The sequence below is a fragment of the Caulobacter sp. Root343 genome (genome assembly GCF_001425745.1).
GTDB lineage: Bacteria > Pseudomonadota > Alphaproteobacteria > Caulobacterales > Caulobacteraceae > Caulobacter.
This window is the reverse complement of sequence record NZ_LMDF01000008.1, coordinates 218,616-245,407: the sequence shown is the minus strand read 5'-3', so window position 1 is coordinate 245,407 and position 26,792 is coordinate 218,616. Positions and strand designations below refer to the sequence as shown.

The following is a 26,792-nucleotide window of genomic DNA, read 5'->3' as shown; positions in this document are numbered from 1 at the left end:
AAGGCTTCCCGCAAACGCTCCGCCAATCCCGCCTTCCTGGGCCTTGTGCCCAGGATCCAGGGTGCGGCCAGGCGCGGCGACGCCGGGCGGTTGCGGCATCGTGGGCGCGCGCGTGTTCGGCGCCGTCGTCCCTGAACGATGGGCCCCGGGCACAAGGCCCAGGGAGGCGGTGTTTTGCTTTCGAAGGCTAGGCCGCTCGCGCCCGCTCGACCGCGCCGACCTCGGCCGAGCCGACCTGGAAGCGGCTGACCAGCACCGCCAGCTCGCCGGCCTCGCCCTTCAGCGAGTGGGTGGCGGCGGTGGCTTCCTCGACCATGGCGGCGTTCTGCTGGACGACCTGGTCCATCTGGTTCACCGCGACATTGACCTGGTGCAGGCCCGTGGACTGCTCCTGGGCCGAGGCGGCGATCTCCTTGACCAGGGCGTCGATCGAGGCGACCTGGCCGACGATGGCGCGCAGGGCCTCGCCGGTCTGGGCCACCAGGTCGACCCCGGCGCCGACCTGCTGGCTGGAGGTCGAGATCAGGGTCTTGATCTCCTTGGCCGCGTCGGCCGAGCGCTGGGCCAGGGCCCGCACCTCTTGCGCGACCACGGCGAAACCGCGACCGGCGTCGCCGGCCCGAGCGGCCTCGACCCCGGCGTTGAGGGCCAGCAGGTTGGTCTGGAAGGCGATCTCGTCGATCACCCCGATGATCTGGTTGACCTGGTTCGACGAGGTTTCGATCTGGCTCATGGCCGTGACCGCCTGCTCGACGATCGTCCCCGAGCGCTCGGCCCCGGCGCGGGCCTGGGCGACCAGGCTGGAGACCTCCAGGGCCCCCGAGGCGGTCTTGCGGACCGTGGCGGTGATCTCGTCGAGGGCGGCGGCGGTCTCTTCCAGGCTGGCGGCCTGCTGCTCGGTGCGGCGCGACAGGTCGTCCGAGGCCTGGGCGATCTCCTCCGAGCCGGCGTGGATGCCGCCGGTGGCGCCGTTGATGCCGCGCAGGGCGCCCTGCAGGCGGTCGGCGGCGGTGTTGAAGTCGCTCTTCAGCCGGGCGGTCTTGGGGGCCAGCTGGGCGGTGATGCGGAAGGTCAGGTCGCCGGACGCCAGGCGATCCAGCGCCTGGGCCAGGGCGGTCATGGCGAAGGCGTCGGCCTCGGCCTCGGCGGCCTTCTCGCGCTCACGCTGGGCGCGCTCGGCCTCTGCGGCGGCCCGGTGGGCCTCGACCTCGGCCTCGATGCGCAGCTTCTCGATGGCGGCGTTCTTGAAGACGACGACCGCGTCGGCCATCTGGCCGACCTCGTCCTTGCGGCCGACGGCCGGGACCGCGATGTCGTGGTCGCCCGCCGAGAGCCGGCGCATGGCCGTGGTCATGGCCGCGACGGGGGCGCCGATGGCCGCCGACAGCAGCCAGCCCATCAGGCCGGCGATGGCCAGGGCGGCCGCGCCGCCGATCAGCAGCGACCAGGTCGCCATCCGCTGGGCGGCCTTGGCTTGCTTGACCCGGATCGCCACGCGTTCCTGGGAGGCCTGCACCAATTCCTTCTGGATGGCGCGGATCTTGGTCAGGCTCTTCTTGCCGGCCAGCTGACCGGCCTGTTCGCGGCTGGCCGGATCGGCCATCAGGGCCAGGGCCGGCTCGCCGATGTCGCGCCGCCAGTCGGCCATGGCGCCGCGCAGGCGCTCGATACGGGCCTTCTGTTCGGGAACCGTGGTCTTGGCCTCGAAGGCGTCGAGGCGGGCGTCGAACTTGCTCTTGGCCTGCGCATAGGTGTCGACGAACTTTGGATCGCCCAGGATGACGTAACCGCGCAGGGCGTTCTGCTGCTCCAGCACCAGCGCCATGACCTCTTCGGCCTGGCCAGCCAGGGCCAGGCTGCGCTGGGAGGAGACCGAGGCTTCGTCGATACGCTTGAGACTGGCGAACACCACGCCCGACGAAATCGCCGAAGCGATGATCAGAGCACAGAATGCAACGCCCAGTTTTACAGGTATTCTAAGGTCCTGAAAACGCATATCCACGAATCCCCAACAGCCCTGTGAGATGCTGTGAGTAATTCGTGGATAAGATTTAAGGACTTGTTGCGGATACTACAGATATCAACGTTATGTTAAGAACGTAGTTTTCCGAACTAGAGATTCGAAATCACCGCGTCGCCCATCTGGACCGTGCTCAGCGCGCCGCCCAGGTCCTTGGTCTTGGCGCCCTGGTCGAGGGTCTTCTTGACCGCCGCCAGCAGGGCGTCGGCCGCCTCGACCTGGCCCAGCGACCAGCGCAGGGCCATCTCGAACGACAGGATGGCGGCCAGCGGATTGGCCAGGCCCTTGCCGGCGATGTCGGGGGCCGAGCCGTGGATCGGCTCGTACAGACCCGGCTTGCCCGGCGCGCCCAGGGCGGCCGAGGGCAGCATGCCCAGCGAGCCGGTCAGCATGGCCGCGGCGTCGGACAGGATGTCGCCGAACAGGTTGTCGGTGACGATGACGTCGAACTGCTTGGGCGCGCGGACCAGTTGCATGGCGCAGTTGTCGGCCAGGATGTGTTCGAGCTGGACGTCCGAGTATTCGCGGGCGTGCAGCTCGGTGATCACCTGCTTCCACAGCAGGCCCGACTCCATGACGTTCGACTTCTCGGCCGAGTGGACCTTGTTGGTGCGGCCCCGCGCCAGTTCGAAGGCCACCCGGCCGACGCGCTCGATCTCGCTGGTGGTGTAGACGGCGGTGTCGAAGCCCTTCTTCTGGCCGTCCGGCAGGTCCTCGATGCCGCGCGGCTGGCCGAAATAGACGCCGCCGACCAGTTCGCGCACGAACATGATGTCCAGGCCCGAGACCAGCTCGGTCTTCAGGCTGGACGCGCCGGCCAGGGCCTCGAAGCAATAGGCGGGGCGCAGATTGGCGAACACGTCCATCGCCTTGCGCAGGTTCAGCAGGCCGGCTTCCGGGCGCAGGTGGCGCGGGGCGTTGGCCCATTGCGGGCCGCCGACCGCACCCATCAGCACCGCGTCGCTGGCGATGGCCTGGTCGCGGACGTCGTCCAGCAGCGGCATGCCGTGGGCGTCATAGCTGGCGCCGCCATAGGGGGCTTCCGAGACCTGGAGGTCCGGGGTGAGGGCGGACGCCACGCGGCGCACCTGCGCGCAGACTTCCGGGCCGATGCCGTCGCCGGGCAGGAGCAGCAGGGTGGACATGAAGGGCTCTCTCTAGATCTTTGTGCTTAGATTTGGCGGTAGGCGGAAACGTCGAACGATTGCAGGTCGCGGCCGTGCACGCCCAGTTCGGCGCAGGCGGCGCGCCAAGCGGCCATGTGCGGCGTGGCGCGATGGAACTCCAGCGCCGCCTCGCTCTCGAAATGCTCGTAGACCCGGATCAGGCCGGGATCCAGCGGGTCCTCGGTCAGGGCGTAGTCCAGGCAACCCGGCTCGGCGCGGGTGCCCTCGACCTGGGCGCGCAGATGCGGGCGCAGCTCGGCCAGGCGTTCGGGCGCGATGCGGATCGTGCCGGCGAGGATCAGGGTCATGCTAGCTCAACGCCCCAATTTCATTGTCATCCCGGCCGTAGCGCAGCGGAGAGCCGGGACCGCGGCAAGCGCCGGCGCTTCCGGCGGTCCCGGTTCTACGCGCTTCGCGCTTGACCGGGATGACAGGTTTATAGCGCTACGCCCCCAGCCAGGGCTGGCTGAGCGCGCGCTTGCTCTCGTAGACGTCGATGTCGCCACCGTGCATCAGGGTCTCGCCGATGGCGTCGAGGCCCTTCAGCATCTTTTCCTTGCGGACGGGATCGATGTCGAAGCGGATCACCTGGCCCGACGGCGAGACCACGGTCTGGGTCTCGAGATCGACGCTGACCATGTGGTTGCCGCCCTTGGCCTCTTCCATCAGGACCGACAGCTCTTCGGGCTTCACCACCACCGGCAGCAAGCCGTTGTTGAAGCAGTTGTTGTTGAAGATGTCGGCGAAGCTGGTCGAGATCACGCACATGATCCCGAAGTCCATCAAGGCCCAGGGGGCGTGCTCGCGCGAGCTGCCGCAGCCGAAATTGTCGCCGGCGATCAGCACCGAGGCGTTCTTGAACTCCGGCTTGTTGAGCACGAAGTCCTTGATCTCGGCGCCCTCGCCGTCGAACCGGAAGTCGTAGAACAGGCCCTTGGCCAGCCCCTCGCGTTCCACGGTCTTGAGGAACTGCTTGGGGATGATCTGGTCGGTGTCGATATTGGCCAGCTCCAGCGGAGCCGCGCGGCCGTCGAGGCGGGTGAAGGCGCGCATCAGGCGGTCTCCTCCAGGAAGGTGCGCACATCGACGAGGTGGCCGGCGATCGCCGCCGCCGCCGCCATGGCCGGCGAGACCAGGTGGGTGCGGCCGGCGCGGCCCTGGCGGCCTTCGAAGTTGCGGTTGCTGGTCGAGGCGCAGCGCTCCTGCGGCTGCAGCTTGTCGGGGTTCATGGCCAGGCACATCGAGCAGCCGGGCTCGCGCCAGTCGAAGCCGGCGGCCTTGAAGATGGCGTCCAGGCCCTCTTCCTCGGCCTGTTCCTTCACGAGGCCCGAGCCGGGCACGACCATCGCCTTGACGTGCGGGGCCACCAGGCGGCCGTGCAGGAAGGCTTCCTGGACCACGGCGGCGGCGGCGCGCATGTCCTCGATGCGGCTGTTGGTGCACGAGCCGATGAAGACGCGGTCGATCTTGGCGGCCGAGATCGGCTGGCCAGCGGTCAGGCCCATATAGTCCAGGGCCCGGTGGGCGGCGGCGCGCTTGTCGGGCGTGGCGAAGCTTTCCGGATCCGGGACGTTGCCGGTGACCGGGATCACGTCCTCGGGGCTGGTGCCCCAGGTGACCATCGGAACCAGGGCCGAGCCGTCGATGACCACGGTGCGGTCGAAGACGGCGTCCTCGTCGGTGAAGAAGGTCTTCCAGTGGCTGAGCGCCATGTCCCAGGCCGCGCCCTTGGGGGCGGAGGGCTTGCCCTGGATATAGGCGAAGGTCTTGTCGTCCGGCGCGATCAGGCCGGCCTTGGCGCCGCCCTCGATGGTCAGGTTGCAGAGGGTCATGCGGCCCTCCATCGACAGGGCCTGCACGGCCTCGCCGGCGAACTCGATGACATAGCCGGTGCCGCCGGCCGTGCCGATTTCGCCGATCACGGCCAGGGCGATGTCCTTGCCGGTGACGCCGGGCCCCAGCTGGCCGTCGACGCGGACCAGCATGTTCTTGGCCTTCTTCTGGCGCAGGGTCTGGGTGGCCAGCACGTGCTCGACCTCGGACGTGCCGATGCCGTGGGCCAGGGCCCCGAAGGCGCCGTGGGTCGAGGTGTGGCTGTCGCCGCAGACGATGGTCATGCCTGGCTGGGTGCGGCCCTGCTCAGGCCCGACCACGTGGACGATGCCGTTGCGGATATCGCCCATCGGGAAGAATTCGATGCCGTTGTCCGCGACGTTGCGGGCCAGGGTTTTGAGCTGAAGCCGCGCCTCTTCGTCCGCCACCGCGTCGACGCCCAGGGCCTGGCCCTCGGTCGGGATGTTGTGGTCGGCGACGGCCAGCGTGCGGTCGGGCCGGCGCACCTTGCGGCCGGCCACGCGAAGGCCGGCGAAGGCCTGCGGGGTCGTCACCTCGTGGATCAGGTGCAGGTCGATATAGAGGATCGCTTCGCCGTCCTGTTCGTTGACGAGGTGAGCGTCCCAGATCTTGTCGTACAGCGTCTTGGATGTGCGGGTCATAGCGCCCCGCATCTAGGCCTTCGGAGCGGGCGCGTAAAGCGAGGAAACGCCGAGAATCCCTTGTTCGATCGCCGTCTGGCGATCGTTCCTGCCCCGTCGAGGCAGTAGAATGCGAGTGCAGCGCATGTTTTTTGCCCCGACGCCGCAATTGACCGAGGACGAGCGCGAGCGCGGCCTGCGGCATCTGGTCCTGGAGGCTGGCTTTTCCAACGCGGTCACGGCGGTGACCAGCGGCGTCATCCTGACCGCCTTCGCCCTGCACCTGGGCGCCTCGAACACCACGATCGGCCTGCTGGCGGCGGTGACCTTCTGGGTGCAGCTGTTGCAGGCGCCGGGGGTGCTGCTGGTCGAGAAGCTCAGGACGCGCAAACGGATCGCCATCCTGTCCAGCCTGGTCAGCCGCTTGGCCCTCGCTGGCATGGCGCTCCTGGCCCTGTCGCGGGGACAGGGCGCGGCGACCCTGGCGATCCTGGTCGCGCTGCAGGTCTTCTACTGCGGGATCGCGACGTTCGGCGGCTGCGCCTGGAACGCCTGGGTGCGGGATCTCGCCCCCGAGGCGCGTCTTGGCCAGATCTTCGCCAAGCGGACGATCAACGCCACCGTCGTCGCCCTGATCGCCAGCCTGGCCGCCGCCTTCGCCCTCGACCGCGCGCCGGAAGGATCGGAGTGGCGGCCGGTCGCCTTCGCCGGCCTCTACGCGTTCGGCTTCCTGGCCGGCCTGTTCAGTTGCCGCGAGCTGGCCCTGACGCCCGAGCCGAAGATGCCGCCCGCCACCGAGACCATCCGCCTGCTGCCGCTGCTGCGCGCGCCGCTTCGGGACCAGAATTTCCGGCGGCTGATCATGTTCCTGGCCAGCTGGCAGTTCGCGGTGAACCTGGCGACGCCGTTCTTCACGGTGTTCTTCGTCAAGCAGCTGGGCCTGGACATCACCTTCGTGGTGATCCTGGGCGTGGTCAGCCAGGCGACCAACGTCCTGGCGCTGCGCAGCTGGGGCCTGCTGTCGGACCGCTTCGCCAACAAGTCGGTGCTGGCCGTGGCCGCGCCGCTGTTCATCCTGTGCATCGCGGCGATGGTCGGGGCCTCGCAGATCCAGGACAAGGTCTGGGTCATGGCCTATCTGGTGGGGCTGCACGCCCTGATGGGCCTGGCCACCGCCGGGGTGACCCTGTCGTCGGGCAACATCGCCCTGAAGCTGTCGCCGCGCGGCTCGGCCACCGCCTATATCGCCGCCAACGCCCTGATCAGCTCGGCGGCGGCGGGCTTGGCCCCGGTTCTGGGCGGGATGTTCGCGGACTTCTTCGCGGCCCGGCGGTTGGAGATTCTGCTGCGCTGGACCAGCCCTGGCGACGTGCTGACCCTGATGCCGCTGCGGGTGTCCAGCTGGGACTTCTACTTCCTGATCGCCTTCGTGCTGGGCCTCTACGCCCTGCACCGGCTGGCCCTGGTCAAGGAGGAGGGCGAGCTCGACAGCAAGGCGATGGTGACCGAGGTGATCGCCCAGGCCCGCCGCGACGTGCGCAACCTGTCGCCGATCGCCGGCCTGAAGCTGCTGACCGACGTCCCGGCCGCCCTGCTGCGCGACGCGCGGGTCCAGCGGCGCCTGCGCCGGGCGCGGGAACGGGCGCTCGAGCGGGAGCGGGAAAAGCACCGCCGGCCCGGCAAACGCCGCGTCCGCAAGGTGTCTTAGAACGACATAGGGCGCGCCTGTGTTTCGGCGCGCCCTAGCATCATTTTCAGCCTTCGGGGGCCGATGGCTCCGCCCGAAGAGGGCCGTCCACTAGAAAGGAGACGGTCAGGAAGCCCGACAATGTCGGGGGTGAGTTAACCTCTTCCCGGAACGCCGGTTTGTCAAGATGGGTGCGAGCGCACTCAAGCTTGGCCTTGGGAATTCGAGCGTGTGAGCGGTGAGGCGCCAGGCGCCTCCAGCGGGGCCATGGCCGCGTAGCGGGCGATCAGCGGGTCGGCGGCGGCCTGGGCCAGCACCCAGTCGCGGAAGGCGGCGATCTTGCGCACCCGCGAGCGGTCGCTGGGATAGGCCAGCCAGTAGCCGCCGGTGTAGCGGGCCACCACGTCGAACGGCATGATCAGGCGGCCCTCGGCCAGCTCGCGGGCGAAGAAGATCGGCGAGCCCAGGGCCGCGCCGTGGCTGGCCAGGGCGCTGGCCACCTCCAGCGCCTGGGCGTCCGAGGCCAGGCGCGGATCCGAGCGCTGCGGCCGGGCGGTGACGCCGGCGGCCTGGAACCACTCGTCCCACTCGCGGGCGATGCCGATGCGCGACACCTCCAGCAGGTCCTCGGGCTTGGCGAGGCCGCCGATCCGAGCCAGGAATTCCGGCGAGACCAGCGGGGTCTGGACGGCGGGGACCAGGAAGTGGGCGGTCATGCCGGGCCATTGGCCATGACCGCCGCGCAAGGCCATGTCGACGCCCTCCCGCGTCAGGTCGATCACCCGGCTGGAGGCCTCCAGCCGCACGGCGATGCGCGGGTGGGCGATCTGGAAGCCGCCCAGGCGCGGGGCCAGCCACTGGCCGCCGAGGCTCTGGACCGTGGTGATCGACAGCACCCCTTCCTCGGCTTCGATCAGGTCCGAGACCGCCGAGCGAAGCAGCGACATCGCCTCGGTCGCGGCCCGCGACAGGCGCTCGCCGGCCGGGGTCAGGGTCACCTCGCGCGGCAGGCGGTTGAACAGCGGCTGGTCCAGGCGCTGCTCCAGGGCCTTCACCTGCCAGCTGACGGCGGCCTGGGTCACGCCCAGCGCGTCGGCCGCACGGGTGAAGCTCTTCAGGCGAGCGGCCGCCTCGAACACGCGAATGGCGCTGAGCGGCAGGCGGGCGAGGATGTCTGTCATAAGGCGGCCTTATGCATAGCCAAGGAGGCCGCGTTTGTCACCTGGCCGCCGAACGACGATTTTCAGTCCATCGACAAGCCACGGAAGGCGACGATGATGGACGAAGCTCTCAAGACCCATAAGGAAACGACGTTCGGCTGGGTGCTGAGCCTGCAACGCCTGTGGGCCGCCCTGCGCGCGCCGGCCAAGCCGACGGTCGCCAGCAAGCGCCTGCGCTATCTCGCGCCCCGATAAGCTCGCCTTGACCTGGCCGCCAGGCTTCCCAAGTCCTTGAGCGAGGCGGAGGGGCGCGAACAATGGCTGACGAGGTTACCCGGCGCGCGGCCCTGGCCGCCCCCTTGGCCATGGTGCTCGTGTCGGGACCCGCACGCGCCGCCGGTCCCGTCCTGCGCCAGGCTCCGGCCGTGGTGATGGTCGAGGGCCGGCGGCGCGCGCTTTTCGAACTTCACGTCGGCAAGACGCCGCTCGCGAGCGTGACGGTGCATGACACCGCCGGCGGCGCGATCCTTGGAACATTCGACGGCCAGGGGCTCGAGGGCCGGCGCGTCGTCCAAGGCGACGGCGCGGTGGTGTTCATCGAACTGGACCTGCCCACCGCGACACGCCGGCTGGCCATCGAAGCCGGCGGCCAAAGGCTCGAAGCCGATCTCTCATCCGACCCTGGCCCCGTGCTCGGCCCGCCCCTCCGCGGCGGACCTTGGGCGGCGATCTACCAGGCCGACTGGCCGCGCGGCCACCGACGGGTGTTCTACGCCCCGGACGGCAAGGCGCGCCTGCCGGGCCGCACCGCGATCGACTGGGTGCGGCTGGATGCGCAAGGGCGCATAGCCACGGGCGACGCCGATCTGGCCCGCAACGCCCTGGGCTACGGGGCCGACGTGTTGGCCGTGGCCGACGCCACGGTCGCGGCCGTGCGCGACGGCGTCCCCGAAAGCGCCCACGTCTCCGAAAACGGCAAGCATCCGGAGGACCTGGCGGCGGGGAACTATGTCTCGCTCGACCTCGGCGGCGGTCGCTACGCGATCTACGAGCACCTGATCCCGGGCAGCCCGCGCGTGCGGGCGGGGGATCGCGTCCGCCGAGGTCAGGTGATCGGCGCGCTGGGCTTTTCCGGCGACTCCACCGGGCCGCACCTGCATCTGCACGTGGCCGACGCGGCGAAACCGCTGCTCGGCGAAGGGCTTGGCTATGGCTTCGAACGCTTCACCCTGCTGGGCCGCTATGACGACCTCGGCCGCCTGGGCGCGGCGCCCTGGAGCCCGCTGACGGGCCTCGACCCGGACCGCCGCGACGAACTGCCGGCCTCGAACGTCGTGGTGCGCTTTCTGGAATAGAGCGGATCGGCATTTGGACGGCAATGTCGGCTTACGACCTTGAGCGGACATTGACCAACGGACCGGCGGCGCTACAGCTTGCCCCATGCGCTTCGTCATCAATCCGCAGACTGGTGTTGGCCCGCTCCGGTTCGGGATGCTTCGAGAACAGGTCCGATCGGCGTTAGCCGTTCCGGTCGAGATATTCAGACGCACGCCGGAAGACACGGCAGCAGACGTGTTTAAGTCGGTGTGGGCATTCGCCTATTACGACGTGAATGGGGGGCTTGAGGCAGTTGAGTTCGCTTCCCCCGCAGAAGTCACGTTTAATGAACTCGACATTCTAAACACTCCCGCCACCCAACTGCTCGACGAGATGTCGCGTGCTGACCCTGACCTAGAACGTGAGGGCGTGGGGTTCACTTCGCAATCATTCGGGTTCGGTGTGTGGAGCGAAGCAGCGGGCGACCGTCCACCGCAGAGCGTCATCGTTTTCGCACCGCGTTACTACGAACGCTCGTAGCGAGACGACCGCCTTCCACCCTTGGCCGCCATGGACCGCGCCCGCTATTGTAGCGCCATGGCACATGGAACCGGCAGCGGGCACGTCAGCACGCACCCTGAGAATGAGAAGGTCGTTGTCGAGTATAACGAGGTGTTCGACGAGTACTCGGTCGAGACGCCGGGTGGGGCGTCTCGCCAACTTATCTATTTCTGTCCTTGGTGCGGGGAGCGTCTGCCTCCGTCTAGGCGCGGTCGATGGTTCGATGAGCTTGAGGCTCAGGGTCTCGATCCGCTGAACGATCCGGTTCCCGAACCGTACAAGACCGCTGCCTGGCGACTGCGGCAGTAGTTCCGCCATCTACCCGTTGCCGACACCGACGCGGGAGGCGAAAGTGCCCAGCATGACCATCCTGAAGCGCGTCGGCGCGCTCGACATCGCCGAGGCCATCGCGGAGCGCATCGGGTCCTACGTGGACATGAATTTCATACAATTCTTGGCCGCTGACGCAGACCGGATCCAATGCTGGTATATGAACAGTGGCGGCGAAGGGCCTTCGTTTCGGATTGGCCTTCTTCGAGCGGAAGGCGGCTGGGACCTTGATCTAAGCGAACTGCCGTCGGGCACCGAGCAAGACGTTGAGATCGCCTAGGCGAATGAGAAACAAGGCGCTCGCAAAGCCAATCGTTCTGATCCTCGTTATGGCTTCGGCGTTGGCGAGTTGCTTTGTCGGTGATGAGAACCGATGGGCTGATCGCCGGCAGATCATCGACGCCGCCGGTAGATGCGGCCTCCGAGAGTTCACGCCAACCAAGATTGGCGATGGCTGGGCGGCATACGTCGATCGACGTGTGCCGCAGACGCGCGCCAAGGAAGATTGCATCTATGCCGACCTAAAGAGGCAAGGCCTGCTGGCCACCAGGTAAGGGCAGCAATCCAGCGCCGGCAGAAGTAAGTAGGCGTTGCGCCAGCGCACAGGACTACATCCTGTCCATGTCCGCTCACCACCCTTGGCGGACTCCCGGCGGGTCCGAAGTCAGGCGCCTGCGGAAAACAATTGGCGCCTCCGGGCAGCTCCAGGAAACTCCTGACATAGAGCGCAAATACGGATTCCGCGGGAACTGTGAGTAGCCGCTAGCAATTTTCCCCGAGGAGGAGCCCGTTGAGTTGGAAAGACATTTCTGAGGAAATTCAAGCGGCGGCGCTGGCGGCGGCAAGAAATATCCTGTCTAGGCATGAGGGCGAGCATCTATATGCATTGGCTCTATTTACGTCTGATGACGGCGCCAATGTCGCGATGGCCGCTAACACTGAGGAAGGCTATCAAATCCATTTAGCCGCCGAAGCCGAGGACGAGCCGAATTCGCCTGAGGACGAAATTTATTACCGTTGGGCATCTGCCGAATGGGTCGTGGAAGGCTGGGACAGGGCCGCCTTTTCACGGGTGAATGCGCTGCTCGCGCAACAGGAGAAAGCAGATTTCGATAGCTACTTCGACAATCTGATTGAAGCGATGACCAATGCCCTGGTGTTCGCCAAGGCGGCGCTGGGCGAGCGGTTTGCGGAGGTTACGGCCTTTGTGACCGTGAGGGACAGCGACGACGCCGAGGAAATCGAGAACGCTTCTGCCTCTCGCATAAACGCGGCCGCTCTGGCCAATCGCTTCTTGCTCCGTTTCGGTTGAACTGCGGCCAGGGGCCTGGCCGAGCGCGGCTAGCCACTCAAAGCTGACGCTCACCGAGCTCGTCAGCATCGCCCATGCCAATCAAGGAATAGGCCCAAAGAAAAAGGCCCCGGCGTTTCCGCCAGGGCCTCGATCTTTTCCGAAGCTCGAAAGGCTTAGTCTTCCGACGAAGCCGAAGCCGAAGCCTTCGGGGCGCCAGCGCGCTCGGCGATACGGGCCGACTTACCGCGACGGTCGCGCAGGTAGTACAGCTTGGCGCGACGGACGACGCCGCGCCGCTTGACTTCGATGCTGTCGATGCTCGGCGAGAGCAGCGGGAACAGACGCTCCACGCCTTCGCCGAACGAGATCTTGCGGACCGTGAAGCTCTCGTGGATGCCGGCGCCTTGACGGGCGATGCAGACACCTTCGTAGGCCTGAACGCGCTCGCGCTCGCCTTCCTTGATCTTCACGTTGACGCGCAGGGTGTCGCCGGGACGGAATTCCGGGATCGCGCGGACGGCCAGCAGACGAGCGGACTCTTCCTGCTCGAGTTGCTTGATGATGTTGATAGCCATGTCTCAGTCTCCTTTGGGCTTACCCGTTTTCGGGTCGCCTTTTGCCTGTTGATTGGCGAGATGCGCTTCCCAGAGGTCGGGCCGCCGCTCGCGGGTCGTTTCTTCACGCATACTTTTGCGCCATTGGTCGATCCGCTTGTGATCGCCCGATAGCAGCACCTCGGGGATGTCGAGCCCTTCGAACGTCCGCGGTCGCGTGTACTGCGGATGCTCGAGGAGGCCGTCCTCGAAGCTTTCTTCCAGCGTGCTCTCGATGTTCCCCAGAACCCCCGGGGCAAGTCGAACGCACGCCTCGATCACAACCATCGCCGCCGCCTCGCCACCGGCGAGAACCGCGTCTCCGACCGAGACCTCCTCGAACCCGCGGGCGTCGAGCACCCGCTGATCCACCCCTTCGAAGCGGCCGCACAGCACCACGATACCCGGCGCCTTGGACCACTCCCGAACGCGCGCCTGGGTCAGGGGCCTGCCCCGGGCGCTCATGTACAAAAGCGGCCGCCCACCGAGCTCCACGCTGTCGAGCGCGGAGGCGATGACGTCCGCCTTGAGTACGGCTCCAGCGCCGCCACCCGCGGGGGTGTCGTCGAGGAAGCCGCGCTTATCCTTGGAAAAGGCCCGAATGTCCAGCGTTTCCAAACGCCACAGGTCCTGCTCCGTCCAGGCGGTCCCGATCATCGAGACGCCGAGCGGGCCGGGAAAGGCCTCGGGGAACATGGTCAGGACGGTGGCGGTGAACGGCATCCGGGCTCTTTAGCCGCAGGCGCGCCGAGAGTCGAAGCCAGCGTTGCGCGCATCGTTCACCAACGCCGTTTCCGGCTTGTTCACCCTCCTCGGCCAAGTTCAGGCCGAAAAGCTTCGTCCGGAACCCTCCATGTCGACCCTGAGCCGCATCTTCCGCCGCCTGAGCGAAGGCGTTTTCGCTTTCGGCGGCCGTCTGCGGCGCGATCAGCGCGGAGCGATCGCCATTCAGTTCGCGCTGCTGGCCCTGCCGCTGACGGTCCTGGTGTTCGCCCTGGTGGACATTGGCCGGATCAGCCTGCAGCGCCGTCAAATGCAGGACGCGCTGGACGCGGCGACGCTGATGGCCGCCCGCTCGACCGCCGCGACGGACGCCGAGCTGGAAGCGGTCGGCGATCCGGCCTTCGTGGCCGAGGTCGCGAACCTGAACATGGGCCTGACCGCCGCGAACGCGACGTTCAAGGCCGGGACCAACAACCACATCATCGGCACGGCCACCGCGACCTTGCAGCCGATCATCATCGGCCTGTGGACCAGCGGCAACTTCACGGTGACGGCGAGCTCGGACGTCGTGCGATCGTCCAAGAACCTGGAAGTCTCGCTAGTGCTGGACATCACCGGCTCGATGGCCGGCTCGCGGATCACCGACCTCAAGACCGCGGCGTCCGATCTGGTCGACATCATCGTCAAGGACACCCAGACACCGTTCTATTCGAAGGTGGCGCTGGTGCCCTACTCGGCGGGCGTCAATGTCGACACCTACGCCGACGCCGTGCGCGGGCCCGTGCCGGTGCGGGCGATCAGCGGCGCGACCTGGCTGGCCGCCGCCCAGTCGATCACGGGGATCACCAAGGCCGGTCCGCCGGTCGTCACGATCGCCAATCATGGCTACGCGACCGGTGACAAGGTCTACGTCTCTGGGATTAGCGGGAACCTGTCCACGCTGAACAACCAGATCTACACGATCACCAAGGTGGATTCGAACAGCTTCTCGCTACAGGGCGCCACCACCACCAAGAACTACGGCAGCGGCGGCGGCGCGGCGCAGAAATGTCTGACCAGCACCTGCTCGATCGTCGTCACCACCAGCACCGTCCACGGCTTCATAACGAACGACGAGATCAGCTTTGCCGGCATGGGGGGGCTGACCGCCCTGAACGGCACGAAGCGGACGATCACCAGCCTGTCCACGACGACCTTCGACACAGGCCTCGCCGGCTTCGGGTTGGGGACCTATACCGGCGGCGGGACGGCGACGTGCGAAAAGAGCACCAATCCCGGCTGCACGAAGTTTGTCTATACGGGATCCGACGGCTCCTATCCGATGACCCGTAGCCTTAGCCGCTGTGTCAGCGAGCGGACCGGGCCGCAGGCCTATACCGACGCCGCGCCCAGCACCGCCTTCGTGGGGTGGAACTATCCTTCTACCGCGAACGACACCGATCCTTGGACCTATCAGCCCAATCCGTGCCCGGACGCGGAGATCATGCCGCTGTCCAGCGACAGGACGGCGCTTAAGGCCCAGATCAGCACCCTGGCGGCGGGGAGCTCGACGGCCGGTCAGATCGGCCTGGCCTGGGGCTGGTACATGATCTCGCCGAACTTCTCCTACCTGTGGCCCAACGCGTCGCAGAAACCGGCGGCCTACAAGACCAAGGACCTGATGAAGGTCGTGATCCTGATGACCGACGGCGCCTTCAACACGCCGTACTGCAAGGGCGTGATCGCGTCCGACGCCGGCGGTGGGACCGGCAGCGCCTCCGATCACATCAACTGCGCCGCGACCAACGGCAGTCCTTTCACCCAGGCCCGGGCGTTGTGCGATGCGATCAAGAACTCGAACAACGACATCACGCTGTACACGGTGGGCTTCGACGTGGGCTCCGACGCGGCGGCCAAGAGCTTCCTGACCGACTGCGCCACGGACAGCACCAAGGTCTTCTTCCCGGCCACCGGCAGCGAGCTGAAGACGGCCTTCAAGGCCATCGCCCAGGAGATCTCGTCGCTCCGGATCGCGAAATAGGCCGAAGATGCTCCCCCGCAGCGCGGGGGAGCATCAAAAGGCTTTAGGCCAGCTTGATCTCGCGCAGGCGCTGCTGGAGGAACTCGTCGGCCGTGATCGATTCCGGATAGCGGTCCGGGTTCTCGGGCGTGACGCAGTTGGGCAGGGTCTTGATTTCGTAGTCCGACGCGAAGTGCAGGAAGAACGGCGTCGAATAGCGCGGCACGTTGCGGCGCTCGGGCGGCGGGTTCTGCACGCGGTGGATGGTCGAGGGCAGGACGTGGTTGGTCAGGCGCTCCAGCATGTCGCCGATATTGACCACGATGCAGCCCGGCGGCGGGTTGATCGGCAGCCACTCGCCATTGCGGTCCAGCAGCTCCAGGCCGCCTTCTTCCGCGCCGAGCAGGAGCGTGATGGTGTTGATGTCGCCGTGGGCGCCGGCGCGCACGCCCGTCGCGTCCTGCGGGATCGGCGGATAGTGCAGCAGGCGCAGCACGCTGTTGCCGTTCTCGACGGTCGGCTTGAAGAAGTCGCGGTCCAGCTTCAGGTAGGTGGCGATCGCCTCCAGCACCTTGCCGCCCATGGTGTCCAGCGCGTTGTACAGCCAGCTGACGTCGTGCTTGAAGGCCGGGATCTCGGCCGGCCAGACGTTGTCGGCCATGGTGGCGCGGAAGCGGTGGCCGGGCGGCAGGTCGCGGCCCATGTGCCAGAATTCCTTCAGGTCGTGGTGCGTGGCGCCCTTGGCGGTCTCGACCCCGAACGGGATGTAGCCGCGCGCGCCGCCCTTGACCCCGGCATATTGCTTCTTGGTCTCGACCGGCAGGGCGAAGAAGGCCTTGGTGTCGGAAAGGGCCGCGTCGATGCGGTCCTGCGGCAGGTCGTACTCGGACAGCACGGCGAACCCGTAGCGCTCGAACGAGGCGCCCAGCTCTTGGGCGAAGCGCGGGAAGTCCTTGCTGTAGAGGGAGAACGAGACCGGTTCGATAGCGGAGGTGGACACGTCTGCGAGCCTCAAGAAGCGAGCTTGGGAATGAGTAAGTTCATTCTTACTACAACGGACAAGGGACGAAACGAAGACCGTTCGTCACTGTCGACGCGCAAGTATGGAACTTGACCATAAGGTGGGCGTTTGCCCCGGATGACGTTGATCTACAGCAAACAGACGAGGGTTGCGATGATGCGCAAGATCGCTTTGGCCGCCGTGCTGATGGGCGCCAGCGCCTTGGTCGCCTGCACGACCACCGATCCCTATACCGGCATGCCGGTGCGCAACAACACCGGCACGGGCGTGCTGACCGGGGCCGGGGTCGGGGCGGTGCTCGGCTATCTGACCAACACCAACAAGGGCGAGCAGGGCCGCAAGAACGCCCTGATCGGGGCCGGCATCGGCGCTCTGGCCGGCGGCGCGGTCGGCAACTACATGGACCGCCAGCAGGCCGACTTCCGTCGCTCGCTCGAGGGCTCGGGCGTCATGATCCGCCGCAACGGCGACCAGATCGTGCTGGTCATGCCCAGCGACGTGACCTTCGCCGTCGACAAGTCGGACGTGCAGCCGCAGTTCACCCGCGTGCTGGACGACGTGGCCCGGACCCTGAACGCCTACAAGCAGACCACGATCGACGTGGTCGGCCACGCCGACAGCAGCGGTCCCGACGACTACAACCAGACCCTGTCCGAGCGCCGCGCCAGCGCGGTGGCCGGCTATCTGACCGGTCCGGGCCAGGTGCTGCAGGATCGCGTCTTCGTGGCGGGCATGGGCGAGCGCCAGCCGATCGCCGACAACGCTACCCCGGCCGGCCGGGCCCAGAACCGCCGCGTGGAAATCGTCCTGCGGCCGTTGACCTAAAGCGTCCAACGCCGCGGGCCCCCACCTGACCGCTGCGCGGTCGTCCGCCCCCGGTGGGGGGCGGAAGGGTCCTTCTTCCCCCTCCGGGGGAGGAGGATGCGGAGCATCCGGAGGGGGCAAGTTGTCGCCACCTCCACGCAAACAGTTGCTTTTCCCGCGCGCCGTCGCCAATTCGTCATGCTCATGGCGGGCGGCGCGAGGTCGAAGTGAACAAGTTGGCGAGCGAAGGCGTCAGTCTGACGAAGCAGGCTTACGGCCTGACCGAAGACCTGATGACGCCCAACGCGGCCGTCTACTGGATCGACCTGGTGATCTCGGCCGCGCTGATGTGGGGCGGCTTCCTGCTGGCGGCGACGACCTTGAACCTGGCTGTCGGCCTGGTCGCCGGCCTGGTCAGCGTTCTGGCCCTCTATCGCGGCTTGAGCTTCATCCATGAGCTGACCCACCTGCGCGCCGACGAGACGCCGGGCTTTCGCCTGGGCTGGAACGTGCTGATCGGCACGCCGCTGATGACCCCGTCGCTGATGTACGAGGGGGTGCACAACATCCACCACATCAAGGACCGCTTCGGCACCGCCCTGGATCCGGAATATCTGCCGCTGTCGCGATTCACCCCGCTGAAGCTGGCCGGCTTCCTGTTCGTGGCCCTGCTGGCCCCGCTGGGCGTGATCCTGCGCTCGGCGATCCTGATCCCGCTGTCGTTCGTGTTCCCGCCGCTGGGCCGCTACGTGAAGACCCGGTTGTCGGCCCTGATGATCAATCCCGACTTCGTGCGCGAGGACCTGAACCGCTGGCGTCCCGAATGGGTCGCCCAGGACGTCGCCTGCTGGCTGTGGTCGTGGGCGGTGATCGCCGCGACGGTGGCGGGCTGGCTACCGGTCCGTTTCGTCCTGACAGGCCTGGCCATCTTCGCCGTCGCCACCTTCGTCAACCAGGCCCGCACCCTGGTCGCCCACCACTGGGACAATGACGGCGGCAAGATGAGCCTGGACGAGCAGTTCCTGGACTCGGTCAACGTGCCGCCGCCGAACCTGGCCTCGGAACTGTGGGCCCCGGTCGGCCTGCGCTACCACGCCCTGCACCATCTGCTGCCGCGCCTGCCGTACCACAACCTCGGCAAGGCCCATGCGCGTCTGGCGCAGGCCCTGGGCGCGGATTCGGTCTATCACCGCGCGTCCGAGAAGGGCCTGTTCGAGGCCCTGGCCGACCTTTTCCGCCGGGTGGCCCGCAAGAGCGAGGCCGCCAGCCAGCCGGCGGAATAGGAGGGCGGCCTACTCCGCCCCTTCCTGCTGGGCGCGCTCCTTCAGTTCCTCGTCCAGGCTGGCCGTGTCCCAGGCCCCGCCGGCGTCGCCGGGGCGCATGCGGTGCAGGTCGGCGTCCAGCAGGCGGTCCATGGTCTTGGCCGCGTCGCGGGAGGCCAGGATATAGGCCTCCTCCTGGCCCCACATCGGGCGCAGCTCCTCGAACACCCGCCGGTCGTGGCGGCGGAAGAAGGCCGCGGCGCGATGGGCGCGGTGGGCGCGGAAGCCCAGCTTCTGCAGCGCCGTCGAGCCTAGGGCCAGGGCCGACTCGAAGGTCTCCCGCTCGACGGCGTCGGCGCCGTTGGCCAGCAAATCGTAGGCGTGGCGGCGGTCCCAGGCGCGGGCCAGAATCACCAGGTTCGGGAAGGCCTTGCGGGCGGTCTCGACCAGCTCGACGGTCTTTTCGCGGTCGTCCAGGGCGACGATCAGCATCCGGGCCCGCTCGGCGCCGGCGGCGCGCAGCAGGTCCAGGCGGGTGGCGTCGCCGTAGTGCACCCGGCGGCCGAAGCGGCGCAGCAGCTCGATCTGCTCGATGTCGCTGTCCAGCACGGTCGACTTGAAGCCGTTGGCCGACAGCAGGCGGCCGGTGATCTGGCCGAAGCGGCCGAAGCCGGCGATGATGATGTCCGGCTCGCCCTCGTCGAAGTCGCCGGTGTCGGGCACGACGTCGGGAATGGCCGCGTCCATCAGGGCCGCGACGCGCTCGTAGAGGATCATGGCCAGCGGCGTCAGGGCCATGGACACGGCGACGGCGGCGGTCAGCAGGGCGGCCAGCTGGGCGCCGATCACGCCCGCTCCCACCGTGAAGCTCAGCAGCACGAAGGCGAACTCACCGCCCTGGGCCAGGGCGGTGGCCACCGCCATCGCGCCGCGCTTGGGGGCGCCAAACAGCAGGGCCAGGCCGTACATGACCAGGAACTTCAGCACCATCAGGCCAACGACCAGGCCCGCCAGAGTCAGCGGCTCGCGGGCCACCAGCGGCAAGTCGACGCCGGCTCCCACGGTGATGAAGAACAGGCCCAGCAGCAGGCCGCGGAACGGCTCGATGTCGGTCTCCAGCTCGCGGCGGAACTCGCTCTCGGCCAGCACCACGCCGGCCAGGAAGGCCCCGAGGGCCGGCGAGAGGCCGACGACCTGCATCAGGCTGGCCACCGCCACCACGATCAGCAGGGCCGCGGCGACGAAGATCTCGCGCAGGCGGGCCTTGGCGATGAAGCGGAACAGCGGCCGCACCAGATAACGGCCGCCGCCGACCACGGCGCCCACGGCCGCGAACACCGACAGCCCCTGGGCCCAGACCGGCAGGTGGGCCACGAGGCTTGCGCCGCCATGGCCGCCGGCCTCGCCTTGCGCGGCCGGGGCCACCGTGGCGAGCAAAGGCAGCAGGGCGAACATCGGGATCACCGCCAGGTCCTGCAGCAGCAGGATGCCGAACGCGGCGCGCCCGACGGGCCCCTGTCTCAGGCCCTTCTCGTCGAGCGTCTGCAGGACGATGGCGGTGGACGACATGGCCAGCACCATCCCCACCGCCAGGGCCGTCTGCCAGGGCAGGCCCAGCAGCATGGCGGCGCCGGCGATGGCGAGGGAGGTGCAGACGACCTGGGTGCCGCCAAACCCGAAGATCGCCTTGCGCATGTCCCACAACGTCGAGGGCTGGACCTCCAGGCCGATCAGGAACAGCAGGATGACGACGCCGAATTCGGCGAACTTCATGACGTCGGCCTGTTCGCCGACCAGGGCCAGGGCGAACGGGCCGATGACGACGCCGGCGATCAGGTAGCCCAGCACCGAGCCGAGCCCGAGCCGTTTGGCGATCGGCACCGAGACGACGGCCGCGCCCAGATAGACCAGGGTCTGGGTGAGGAAGTTCTCCATGCGTCCCTTAAGCCTCCGTTCGCAGCGGCAGCAGCGAAGCCACGCGCGCCTTGTAGCGCTCGGCCTCGGCCTTCAGCGCCGCGTCGTCCTTGACCGAGGCGCCGTGCACCACGAACGGCGTCTCCCATTCCATGCCGCACAGGTGCGCGGTCTGCTCCAGCGGTCGCAGGAACTCGTCCATGGAGAAGCGGTTGTAGCCGTGCATGTGATAAGCCTTGGCGGTGCCGCCGGTGGTGCAGGCGACGAACAGCTTCTTGCCCTTCAGCGCCTCGCCGCCCTCGCCATAGGCGAAGCCGTGCAGCCAGACCAGATCCAGCCACTCCTTCATCAGCGAGGGTGTCGCGTACCAGAACAGCGGGAACTGCAGAGCGATCACGTCGTGCGCCACCAGCGCGGCCTGCTCGGCCTCGATGTCGACCACGAAGTCCGGATAGATCTCGTACAGGTCCTTGAAGGTGACGCCGGAAAGGCCCTTGGCCGCCTTGGCCAGGGCGCGATTGGCGCGCGAACGTTCAAGCGCCGGGTGAGCCAGCACGAGAAGCACCCCCGGGGTCTTGGGAGAGGTGGCGGGCGTCACGGGGCCGGTGCTAGCGTCGGTCATCAGGCGGCCCTTCGGGAAAAATAATTCATCAAGGGTTGAATTTCTTCGTGGGTCGGGCGACACGGTTCGCCAAACACCCGATTAGCAAGTTCGGGACAGGGAGACACCATGGTCGACAAGGTGAAGACGGACGCCGTCGAGGCCCTCTCCGGGCTGCTGTTCGACGGCATGACCATCATGGCCGGCGGGTTCGGCCTCTGCGGCATCCCTGAGAACCTGATCGCGGCGATCCGCGAGGCGGGGACGAAGGACCTCACGGTCATCTCCAACAATTGCGGCGTCGACGGCTTCGGCCTGGGAATCCTGCTGGAGAACCGCCAGATCAAGAAGATGGTCTCGTCCTATGTGGGTGAGAACAAGCTGTTCGAACAGCTCTACCTCAGCGGCGAGTTGGAATTGGAGTTCAATCCGCAGGGCACCCTGGCCGAGCGCATCCGTGCGGGCGGGGCGGGCATCCCGGCCTTCTTCACGCGCACCGGCTACGGCACCCTGGTGGCCGAGGGCAAGGAGGTCCGCGAGTTCGACGGCGAGATGTACGTGATGGAGCGCGGCCTGACCGCCGACCTCGCGATCGTCAAGGCGTGGAAGGCCGACGCCGAGGGCAACCTGATCTACCGGAAGACCGCCCGGAACTTCAATCCGATGATGGCCACGGCCGGCAAGGCCACCGTGGTCGAGGTCGAGGAACTGGTCGAGATCGGCGCTCTGGACAAGGACGCCATCCACACCCCCGGCATCTATGTCGATCGCCTGATCAAGGGCGCCAAGTTCGAGAAGCGCATCGAGCGGGTGACCACCCGCCAGAAGGAGACCGCGTAATGGCCTGGACGCGCGACGAGATGGCGGCCCGCGCCGCCAAGGAGCTGCGGGACGGCTTCTACGTGAACCTGGGCATCGGCATCCCGACCTTGGTCGCCAACTACATCCCCGAGGGCATGCACGTGACGCTGCAGAGCGAGAACGGCATGCTGGGCATGGGTCCCTTCCCCTATGAGGGCGAGGAAGACGCCGACCTGATCAACGCCGGCAAGCAGACGATCACCGAGCTGGACTCCAGCTCGTACTTCTCGTCCGCCGACAGCTTCGCCATGATCCGCGGCGGCCACATCGCCCTGTCGATCCTGGGCGGCATGCAGGTGGCCGAGAATGGCGACCTGGCCAACTGGATGGTGCCCGGCAAGATGGTCAAGGGCATGGGCGGGGCCATGGACCTGGTCGCCGGCGTCAAGCGCGTGGTGGTGGTCATGGACCACTGCGAGAAGTCCGGCGCGCCCAAGCTGCTCAAGCGCTGTTCGTTGCCGCTGACCGGCGCGGGCGTCGTGGATCTGCTGATCACCGAGCTCGGCGTGTTCGAGATCAACCGCGGCAAGACCCTGGTGAAGCTGATCGAGCTGGCCCCGGGGGTGACGGTGGACGAGGTCAAGGCCAAGACCGAGGCGGCGTTCGAGGTCGCGGTTTAGCTCCAAATCGCGTGTCATCCCGGACGGCCCGCAGGGCCGATCCGGAACCGCCGGAAACGCATGCGCCTGCCGCGGTCCCGGCTCTTCGCTCCGCTACGGCCGGGATGACAGCCCCTATGGCTTCCGCACCGGTTCCGGCGGCAAACCCGTGAGCGGATCGCGGGGCAGGGGGGCGAAGCCCTCGGCGACGAACAGGTCGATCCGCCGCGAGCGCTTCCTGTCGAGGCGCACGCGGGCGATCTGCAGGCCGGATGTCGCCTTGAAGTCCTGCTCGATCTCGGGCCGGTAGCCGCCCTCCAGGCTGACGATCAGGGCGCGGCGGCCGTACCGGGCGTCCAGCGGGGCCTCGGTCTCGGCCTGGTTCTGCGGATGGGCCTCGTGCACCCACATGCGCAGCGGTGGGGCGCCGGGCTGGCCGAAATAGTCGCGGCCGTAATAGGCGGCGGCGTTGTAGACGAAGCGGTCGTCCATCGCGACCGCGCTGACCCCGCCGCGCAGGGCCTGCTCCTCGCGGGTGCGGTCGACGATCGCCCGCACCGTCTGGTCCCAGCCGCGCACGCGCTTGAAGCCGTTCGACAGGCCGGTGGCGTCGGCGGCCTTCGGATTGACCATGCAGGCCACGAAGAACAGGGCGAACAGGGCCTGGAGGGCCAGGCCGCCGATCAGCCAGCGGCGGGCGTTCCAGCGCAGCAGCCAGCCGGCGGCCAGCACCGAGCCGGACACGAAGGCCGCCCCAGCCCAGTTGGCGTTGGCGCGCGACACGAAGGCTTCGCCGGCCACGATGATCAGCGGCGGGGCGCAGAAGCACAGCAGCAGCAGGTCGGGCGAGCTCATGCGCTTCCTCACCCCCAGCCAGATCGCCCCACCCAGCAGCACGGCGAATGGCAGGGGGCCGAACACGCCGAACTGCGAGCCGACGAACTCGATCAGTTCACGGAAGTTGAACAGGGTGTGGGCGCCCCAGTTGGCGTTCGAGGCCGTGTGCTTGACCGTCGCGAACTGGTGGCTGGCGTTCCAGGCGAAGTTGGGAGCCAGGGTCAGGACGAAGGCGGCCAGGAACAGGACCGCCGCGGCCGGGCACCAGCGCAGCCGCGCCTCGCGGGAAATGACGTAGTGCAGGGCGATGCTGCCCAGCGTGTAGATCGCCGCGTATTTCGACAGGAAAGCCAGGCCCAGGGCCAGGCCCATGCCGGCGGCGACGAAGTAGCGGCGCGGGGCGACCGCCTCGGCCAGGTCGACATAGGCCCAGATCGTCAGGGACAGGAAGAACAGCAGCGGCGCGTCGGTGGCGATCAGGCCCGACGACAGGACCACGCCCGGCATCAGGCTGTAGATCGCCGCCGCGGCCAGGCCGGTCCAGCCGCCGTATAGTCGGCGGGCGATGCGGTGGATGACCAGGGCGGTGATCCCGTGCAGCAGCGGCGCGGAAAGCCGCACCCAGGCCTCGGCGTCGCCGCCGATGTGGGTGGTCAGCCAGATCAGCCAGGCGATCATCGGCGGCTTGGAGAAATAGCCGAACGCCAGCTCGCGCGACCACAGCCAGTACTGGGCTTCGTCCGGGTAGAGCTCCAACGGCGTGATGAACAGCGCGATCAGGCGGACCAGCGTCAGCCCCGCGACCATCCACAGCGTCGCACGCCAGGCGCGATCGTCGATCGAAAATTCTCGAGATTCGTGAGCGGCTTGCATGACGCCTGATTAACCAAGTAAGAAAAAACTGACCAATTCTTCCGCGTATGCGGGGCTTTATGACAGTTTGGGGGCGGGCGTGGCGTTTCCGTCACCAAACCTTCTAAAACTTTCTGTAAACGGCCCCAACGGCGCAGAACCATGTCGGTCATACGGTGGGCGTGTCGAATAATGAGGGGATCCTTCAAGATGAACATGAGAAATTTCGCCCTGGCGACGACCGCGCTGGTCGGTAGCCTGGTCGCCGCGGGCGCCGCGATGGCCCAATCGACCGGCACGGAAGCCGTCGAACAGGTCGTGGTCACCGCCTCGACGCTGAAAAACCAGAATGGCGCGATCGTTTCGCAGACCATTCCGAAGTCGCGCTCGACCATCACCCAGGAGTTCATCTCCCGTCAGGTGCCGGGCCAGACGATCCTGGACTCGCTGAACCTGCTGCCGGGCGTCAACTTCACCAACAATGACGCCTACGGCTCGGCCGGCGGCGACATCACCATCCGCGGCTTCGACTCGCAACGCGTCGCCCTGCTGCAGGACGGCGTTCCGCTGAACGACAGCGGCAACTACGCCATCTATCCGAACCAGCAGCTGGACTCGGAACTGATCTCCAAGGTCGACGTCAACACCGGCACCACCGACGTCGACAGCCCGACGGCCGCGGCCGCCGGCGGCACCGTCAACTACGTGACCCGCAAGCCCGACGAAGAGTTCGGCGGCGTGATCGAAGCCCAGGCCGGCGACGGCAACTTCCGCCGCATCTTCGGCGTGCTGGACACCGGCAAGATCGGTCCGTGGGGCACCACCGCCTGGGTCAGCTACGCCGACGCGATCAACGACGTGTTCAACGGTCCGGGCAAGATCCACAAGAAGCAGTACAACGGCCGCATCTATCAGCCGATCGGCGACAACGGCGACTTCATCAGCCTGATCGCCACCTACAACCAGAACCGCAACAACTTCATCAACCGTATGAGCCTGGCCCAGTTCCAGGCCGGTACGGGCATCGGCTACAGCCGCGCCACCTGCAACCGTCCGACCCCGGTGGCCGGCACGGCCCAGATCGATACCAACGCGGGCACCTGCTACAAGTACAACATCAACCCGTCGAACAACGGCAACATCCGCGCTCAGTCGCTGTTCCACCTGGGTGAGAGCTTCATCCTGACGGTCGACCCCTCGTTCCAGTACGTGCTGGCCAACGGCGGCGGTCGCGGCCTGTTCAACGAAAGCGGCAACGGCACGGGCAGCGGCATCATCCGCGGCAGCGCCCTGACCGGCGGCCAGGACCTGAACGGCGACGGCGACATTCTCGACACCGTCCTGCTGTACTCGCCGAACACGACGAACACCCGCCGCTACGGCGTCACCTCGTCGCTGATCTGGAAGTTCTCGGACAGCCAGAGCTTCCGCGCCGCCTACACCTACGACGAAGCCCATCACCGCCAGACCGGCGAATATACGACGTTCAGCCAAGACACGACGCCCAACAGCGTCTTCGGCGGCAAGGACGGCTACGGCACCCCGATCAAGCTCGCGGACGGCAGCATCCTGCGCAAGCGTGACCGCGTCTCGGTCGCCACCCTGAACCAGTTCTCGGTCGAGTACCGCGGCAAGTTCATGGACGACAAGGTGCTGGTGAACGCCGGCGTGCGCGCGCCGTTCTTCAAGCGTGAACTGCACAACTTCTGCTATCAGGCCGACACCTTCACGGCCTACTGCACCAACCAGGCCCCGACCGCCGTGGCGGGTACGGACGACGGCGCCGGCCAGACCCTGGTCACGCTGCCGGGCCAAGGCACGACCCAGTACGGTCGTCCGCGTGAGTTCACCCGCAAGTACGACAAGCTGCTGCCGAGCGCCGCGATCAGCTACGCCCTGGCGGACCACCAGTCGGTCTACTTCAGCTACGCCAAGACCCTCTCGGCGCCGCGTACGGACGACCTCTACGACAAGAAGCTGACGAACCCGAACCCGGAAATCACCAACTCGTACGACCTGGGCTATCGCTACCAGTCGCCGACGGTGCTGTTCTCGGCCGCGGTCTGGTACACCGACTTCGCCAACCGCATCGAGCGCGCCTTCAACGAGCAGGACAACATCGCCTTCTCGGTCAACGTCGGCGACGTGAAGAAGAAGGGCTTCGACGCCCAGTTCGGCTTCCGTCCGGAAGACTACCTCTTCTTCTACGCCTCGTTCTCGTACCAGGACTCGGAACTGCAGCAGAACATCGCCGGCACCACGCTGGGTTCGCTGCTGTTGACCAAGGGCAAGGAACTGTACGAAGCGCCGAAGTACCAAGGCGCCGTCCGCGCCGAGTACGACATCACCGAAGCGTTCAGCGTCGGCGTGCAGGCCAAATGGGTCGGCGAGCGTTGGACCAACCTGACCAACACCGAAAAGGCCCCGCACTACGCGCTGCTGGACCTGGACGCGCGTTACAAGCTGGACGGCTTCGGCATGAAGCGCTCGTACGTCCAGATCAACGTCAAGAACCTGAGCAACGAAAAGTATCTGGGCGACCTGGCGGTGAACCCGTCGGGCACCGGCCTCGGCCAGCCTGGCTACCCGCGTACGGCCAGCATCACCCTGCACGCCGCCTTCTAAGCTCGGCGAGCAGAGTTCCAAGGAATGGGGGCGGTCCGGTTTCGGGCCGCCCTTTTTCTTTGTCATCCGCGTCTGCTAGTCACAGGCGTCTT

Annotated in this window: 24 protein-coding genes and 1 pseudogene; 12 read left to right on the top strand and 13 right to left on the bottom strand. The window is 67.2% G+C overall.

Annotated features, from left to right (window positions below):
- Positions 1-187 precede the first annotated feature (187 nt).
- The 5 genes from ASC70_RS19465 to leuC all read right to left on the bottom strand — a co-directional run bounded on the left by ASC70_RS19465 (position 188) and on the right by leuC (position 5,681).
- Positions 188-1,996, bottom strand: a complete 1,809-nt coding sequence (locus ASC70_RS19465) for a methyl-accepting chemotaxis protein (protein ID WP_056053454.1) — start codon at positions 1,994-1,996, stop codon at positions 188-190.
- A 116-nt stretch (positions 1,997-2,112) separates the two neighbouring features.
- Positions 2,113-3,165 carry a 3-isopropylmalate dehydrogenase gene (gene leuB, locus ASC70_RS19460; RefSeq protein ID WP_056053452.1) on the bottom strand — a complete coding sequence of 351 codons (1,053 nt, stop codon included), beginning with the start codon at positions 3,163-3,165 and terminating at the stop codon, positions 2,113-2,115.
- Between the two features lie 26 nt (positions 3,166-3,191).
- The gene (locus ASC70_RS19455; RefSeq protein WP_047406854.1) at positions 3,192-3,494 is read right to left on the bottom strand and encodes a putative quinol monooxygenase; all 303 of its coding nucleotides are present in this window, start codon (positions 3,492-3,494) and stop codon (positions 3,192-3,194) included.
- Positions 3,495-3,630: 136 nt separating this feature from the next.
- Positions 3,631-4,239 (bottom strand): 3-isopropylmalate dehydratase small subunit, encoded by a 609-nt coding sequence (gene leuD / locus ASC70_RS19450; protein ID WP_056053448.1) that lies wholly within the window; start codon positions 4,237-4,239, stop codon positions 3,631-3,633.
- Positions 4,239-5,681: a 3-isopropylmalate dehydratase large subunit gene (leuC, locus tag ASC70_RS19445; protein WP_056053445.1), complete on the bottom strand. Its 1,443-nt coding sequence runs from the start codon at positions 5,679-5,681 to the stop codon at positions 4,239-4,241. Before leuC ends, leuD begins: the two co-directional genes overlap by 1 nt.
- Before the next feature lie 124 nt (positions 5,682-5,805).
- On the opposite strand from leuC, the gene ASC70_RS19440 reads away from it, so the two are divergent.
- Positions 5,806-7,368 carry an MFS transporter gene (locus ASC70_RS19440; RefSeq protein ID WP_056053442.1) on the top strand — a complete coding sequence of 521 codons (1,563 nt, stop codon included), beginning with the start codon at positions 5,806-5,808 and terminating at the stop codon, positions 7,366-7,368.
- A 182-nt stretch (positions 7,369-7,550) separates the two neighbouring features.
- On the opposite strand, the gene ASC70_RS19435 is transcribed toward ASC70_RS19440, so the two are convergent.
- Positions 7,551-8,528: a LysR substrate-binding domain-containing protein gene (locus ASC70_RS19435; protein ID WP_056053438.1), complete on the bottom strand. Its 978-nt coding sequence runs from the start codon at positions 8,526-8,528 to the stop codon at positions 7,551-7,553.
- Positions 8,529-8,624: 96 nt separating this feature from the next.
- On the opposite strand from ASC70_RS19435, the gene ASC70_RS25110 reads away from it, so the two are divergent.
- The 5 genes from ASC70_RS25110 (at position 8,625) to ASC70_RS19410 (ending at position 12,027) form a co-directional block, all read left to right on the top strand.
- Positions 8,625-8,762: a hypothetical protein gene (locus tag ASC70_RS25110; RefSeq protein ID WP_156396267.1), complete on the top strand. Its 138-nt coding sequence runs from the start codon at positions 8,625-8,627 to the stop codon at positions 8,760-8,762.
- A 62-nt stretch (positions 8,763-8,824) separates the two neighbouring features.
- Entirely contained in the window at positions 8,825-9,862 is a 1,038-nt protein-coding gene (locus ASC70_RS19430; RefSeq protein ID WP_056053435.1) for a M23 family metallopeptidase, read from the top strand.
- Between the two features lie 85 nt (positions 9,863-9,947).
- On the top strand, positions 9,948-10,364 hold the full coding sequence (locus ASC70_RS19425) for a hypothetical protein (RefSeq protein ID WP_056053432.1): 417 nt from the start codon (positions 9,948-9,950) through the stop codon (positions 10,362-10,364).
- Between the two features lie 382 nt (positions 10,365-10,746).
- Positions 10,747-10,995, top strand: coding sequence for a hypothetical protein (locus tag ASC70_RS19420; protein WP_056053429.1), 249 nt, complete (start codon positions 10,747-10,749; stop codon positions 10,993-10,995).
- A 510-nt stretch (positions 10,996-11,505) separates the two neighbouring features.
- Complete coding sequence (locus ASC70_RS19410; RefSeq protein WP_056053425.1) at positions 11,506-12,027, top strand: DUF4303 domain-containing protein; 522 nt, start codon at positions 11,506-11,508, stop codon at positions 12,025-12,027.
- Positions 12,028-12,182: 155 nt separating this feature from the next.
- On the opposite strand, the gene rplS is transcribed toward ASC70_RS19410, so the two are convergent.
- Positions 12,183-12,584, bottom strand: coding sequence for a 50S ribosomal protein L19 (rplS, locus tag ASC70_RS19405; RefSeq protein ID WP_082009174.1), 402 nt, complete (start codon positions 12,582-12,584; stop codon positions 12,183-12,185).
- Between the two features lie 3 nt (positions 12,585-12,587).
- Complete coding sequence (gene trmD / locus ASC70_RS19400) at positions 12,588-13,325, bottom strand: tRNA (guanosine(37)-N1)-methyltransferase TrmD (protein ID WP_056053423.1); 738 nt, start codon at positions 13,323-13,325, stop codon at positions 12,588-12,590.
- Positions 13,326-13,455: 130 nt separating this feature from the next.
- Here trmD and ASC70_RS19395 point away from each other — a divergent pair, with 130 nt between their 5' ends.
- Complete coding sequence (locus tag ASC70_RS19395) at positions 13,456-15,345, top strand: TadE/TadG family type IV pilus assembly protein (RefSeq protein ID WP_056053712.1); 1,890 nt, start codon at positions 13,456-13,458, stop codon at positions 15,343-15,345.
- 43 nt (positions 15,346-15,388) lie between these two features.
- Here the strand turns inward: ASC70_RS19395 and ASC70_RS19390 are convergent, their stop codons facing one another.
- Positions 15,389-16,324 carry an isopenicillin N synthase family oxygenase gene (locus tag ASC70_RS19390; protein WP_047406828.1) on the bottom strand — a complete coding sequence of 312 codons (936 nt, stop codon included), beginning with the start codon at positions 16,322-16,324 and terminating at the stop codon, positions 15,389-15,391.
- A gap of 174 nt (positions 16,325-16,498) precedes the next feature.
- Here ASC70_RS19390 and ASC70_RS19385 point away from each other — a divergent pair, with 174 nt between their 5' ends.
- Positions 16,499-17,170, top strand: a complete 672-nt coding sequence (locus ASC70_RS19385; RefSeq protein ID WP_056053420.1) for an OmpA family protein — start codon at positions 16,499-16,501, stop codon at positions 17,168-17,170.
- A gap of 206 nt (positions 17,171-17,376) precedes the next feature.
- Entirely contained in the window at positions 17,377-18,432 is a 1,056-nt protein-coding gene (locus ASC70_RS19380; RefSeq protein WP_056053417.1) for a fatty acid desaturase, read from the top strand.
- A gap of 9 nt (positions 18,433-18,441) precedes the next feature.
- Here ASC70_RS19380 and ASC70_RS19375 read toward each other — a convergent pair whose 3' ends face one another.
- From ASC70_RS19375 to ASC70_RS26035, 3 genes and pseudogenes are all read right to left on the bottom strand, one after another.
- On the bottom strand, positions 18,442-20,346 hold the full coding sequence (locus ASC70_RS19375) for a monovalent cation:proton antiporter-2 (CPA2) family protein (RefSeq protein ID WP_056053414.1): 1,905 nt from the start codon (positions 20,344-20,346) through the stop codon (positions 18,442-18,444).
- Positions 20,347-20,353: 7 nt separating this feature from the next.
- Positions 20,354-20,947: an NAD(P)H-dependent oxidoreductase gene (locus tag ASC70_RS19370; protein WP_056053411.1), complete on the bottom strand. Its 594-nt coding sequence runs from the start codon at positions 20,945-20,947 to the stop codon at positions 20,354-20,356.
- Positions 20,947-21,153, bottom strand: a pseudogene (locus ASC70_RS26035) (hypothetical protein). Before ASC70_RS26035 ends, ASC70_RS19370 begins: the two are co-directional and overlap by 1 nt.
- Between ASC70_RS26035 and ASC70_RS19365 the strand changes: the two are divergent.
- Entirely contained in the window at positions 21,056-21,766 is a 711-nt protein-coding gene (locus tag ASC70_RS19365; RefSeq protein WP_056053407.1) for a CoA transferase subunit A, read from the top strand. The pseudogene ASC70_RS26035 and the gene ASC70_RS19365 overlap by 98 nt on opposite strands.
- The gene (locus tag ASC70_RS19360) at positions 21,766-22,407 is read left to right on the top strand and encodes a 3-oxoacid CoA-transferase subunit B (protein WP_056053405.1); all 642 of its coding nucleotides are present in this window, start codon (positions 21,766-21,768) and stop codon (positions 22,405-22,407) included. The genes ASC70_RS19365 and ASC70_RS19360 overlap by 1 nt, the downstream gene beginning before the upstream one ends.
- A gap of 114 nt (positions 22,408-22,521) precedes the next feature.
- On the opposite strand, the gene ASC70_RS19355 is transcribed toward ASC70_RS19360, so the two are convergent.
- Positions 22,522-24,096 (bottom strand): glycosyltransferase family 39 protein, encoded by a 1,575-nt coding sequence (locus tag ASC70_RS19355; RefSeq protein ID WP_056053402.1) that lies wholly within the window; start codon positions 24,094-24,096, stop codon positions 22,522-22,524.
- Between the two features lie 189 nt (positions 24,097-24,285).
- Here ASC70_RS19355 and ASC70_RS19350 point away from each other — a divergent pair, with 189 nt between their 5' ends.
- Positions 24,286-26,700 carry a TonB-dependent receptor gene (locus ASC70_RS19350; RefSeq protein WP_082539542.1) on the top strand — a complete coding sequence of 805 codons (2,415 nt, stop codon included), beginning with the start codon at positions 24,286-24,288 and terminating at the stop codon, positions 26,698-26,700.
- Positions 26,701-26,792: the final 92 nt, after the last annotated feature.

What these genes read in the sequence shown, in the direction of transcription:
- ASC70_RS19370 (WP_056053411.1), bottom strand. Translation starts at nt 20,947, where the DNA reads ATGACCGACGCTAGCACCGGCCCCGTGACGCCCGCCACCTCTCCCAAG.
- ASC70_RS19365 (WP_056053407.1), top strand. Translation starts at nt 21,056, where the DNA reads ATGGTCGACAAGGTGAAGACGGACGCCGTCGAGGCCCTCTCCGGGCTG.
- ASC70_RS19440 (WP_056053442.1), top strand. Translation starts at nt 5,806, where the DNA reads ATGTTTTTTGCCCCGACGCCGCAATTGACCGAGGACGAGCGCGAGCGC.
- ASC70_RS19395 (WP_056053712.1), top strand. Translation starts at nt 13,456, where the DNA reads ATGTCGACCCTGAGCCGCATCTTCCGCCGCCTGAGCGAAGGCGTTTTC.
- leuB (WP_056053452.1), bottom strand. Translation starts at nt 3,165, where the DNA reads ATGTCCACCCTGCTGCTCCTGCCCGGCGACGGCATCGGCCCGGAAGTC.
- ASC70_RS19420 (WP_056053429.1), top strand. Translation starts at nt 10,747, where the DNA reads ATGACCATCCTGAAGCGCGTCGGCGCGCTCGACATCGCCGAGGCCATC.
- ASC70_RS19425 (WP_056053432.1), top strand. Translation starts at nt 9,948, where the DNA reads ATGCGCTTCGTCATCAATCCGCAGACTGGTGTTGGCCCGCTCCGGTTC.
- ASC70_RS19435 (WP_056053438.1), bottom strand. Translation starts at nt 8,528, where the DNA reads ATGACAGACATCCTCGCCCGCCTGCCGCTCAGCGCCATTCGCGTGTTC.
- ASC70_RS19350 (WP_082539542.1), top strand. Translation starts at nt 24,286, where the DNA reads ATGAACATGAGAAATTTCGCCCTGGCGACGACCGCGCTGGTCGGTAGC.
- ASC70_RS19360 (WP_056053405.1), top strand. Translation starts at nt 21,766, where the DNA reads ATGGCCTGGACGCGCGACGAGATGGCGGCCCGCGCCGCCAAGGAGCTG.
- ASC70_RS19375 (WP_056053414.1), bottom strand. Translation starts at nt 20,346, where the DNA reads ATGGAGAACTTCCTCACCCAGACCCTGGTCTATCTGGGCGCGGCCGTC.
- leuC (WP_056053445.1), bottom strand. Translation starts at nt 5,681, where the DNA reads ATGACCCGCACATCCAAGACGCTGTACGACAAGATCTGGGACGCTCAC.
- ASC70_RS19355 (WP_056053402.1), bottom strand. Translation starts at nt 24,096, where the DNA reads ATGCAAGCCGCTCACGAATCTCGAGAATTTTCGATCGACGATCGCGCC.
- leuD (WP_056053448.1), bottom strand. Translation starts at nt 4,239, where the DNA reads ATGCGCGCCTTCACCCGCCTCGACGGCCGCGCGGCTCCGCTGGAGCTG.
- rplS (WP_082009174.1), bottom strand. Translation starts at nt 12,584, where the DNA reads ATGGCTATCAACATCATCAAGCAACTCGAGCAGGAAGAGTCCGCTCGT.
- ASC70_RS19430 (WP_056053435.1), top strand. Translation starts at nt 8,825, where the DNA reads ATGGCTGACGAGGTTACCCGGCGCGCGGCCCTGGCCGCCCCCTTGGCC.
- ASC70_RS19385 (WP_056053420.1), top strand. Translation starts at nt 16,499, where the DNA reads ATGATGCGCAAGATCGCTTTGGCCGCCGTGCTGATGGGCGCCAGCGCC.
- ASC70_RS25110 (WP_156396267.1), top strand. Translation starts at nt 8,625, where the DNA reads ATGGACGAAGCTCTCAAGACCCATAAGGAAACGACGTTCGGCTGGGTG.
- ASC70_RS19455 (WP_047406854.1), bottom strand. Translation starts at nt 3,494, where the DNA reads ATGACCCTGATCCTCGCCGGCACGATCCGCATCGCGCCCGAACGCCTG.
- trmD (WP_056053423.1), bottom strand. Translation starts at nt 13,325, where the DNA reads ATGCCGTTCACCGCCACCGTCCTGACCATGTTCCCCGAGGCCTTTCCC.
- ASC70_RS19465 (WP_056053454.1), bottom strand. Translation starts at nt 1,996, where the DNA reads ATGCGTTTTCAGGACCTTAGAATACCTGTAAAACTGGGCGTTGCATTC.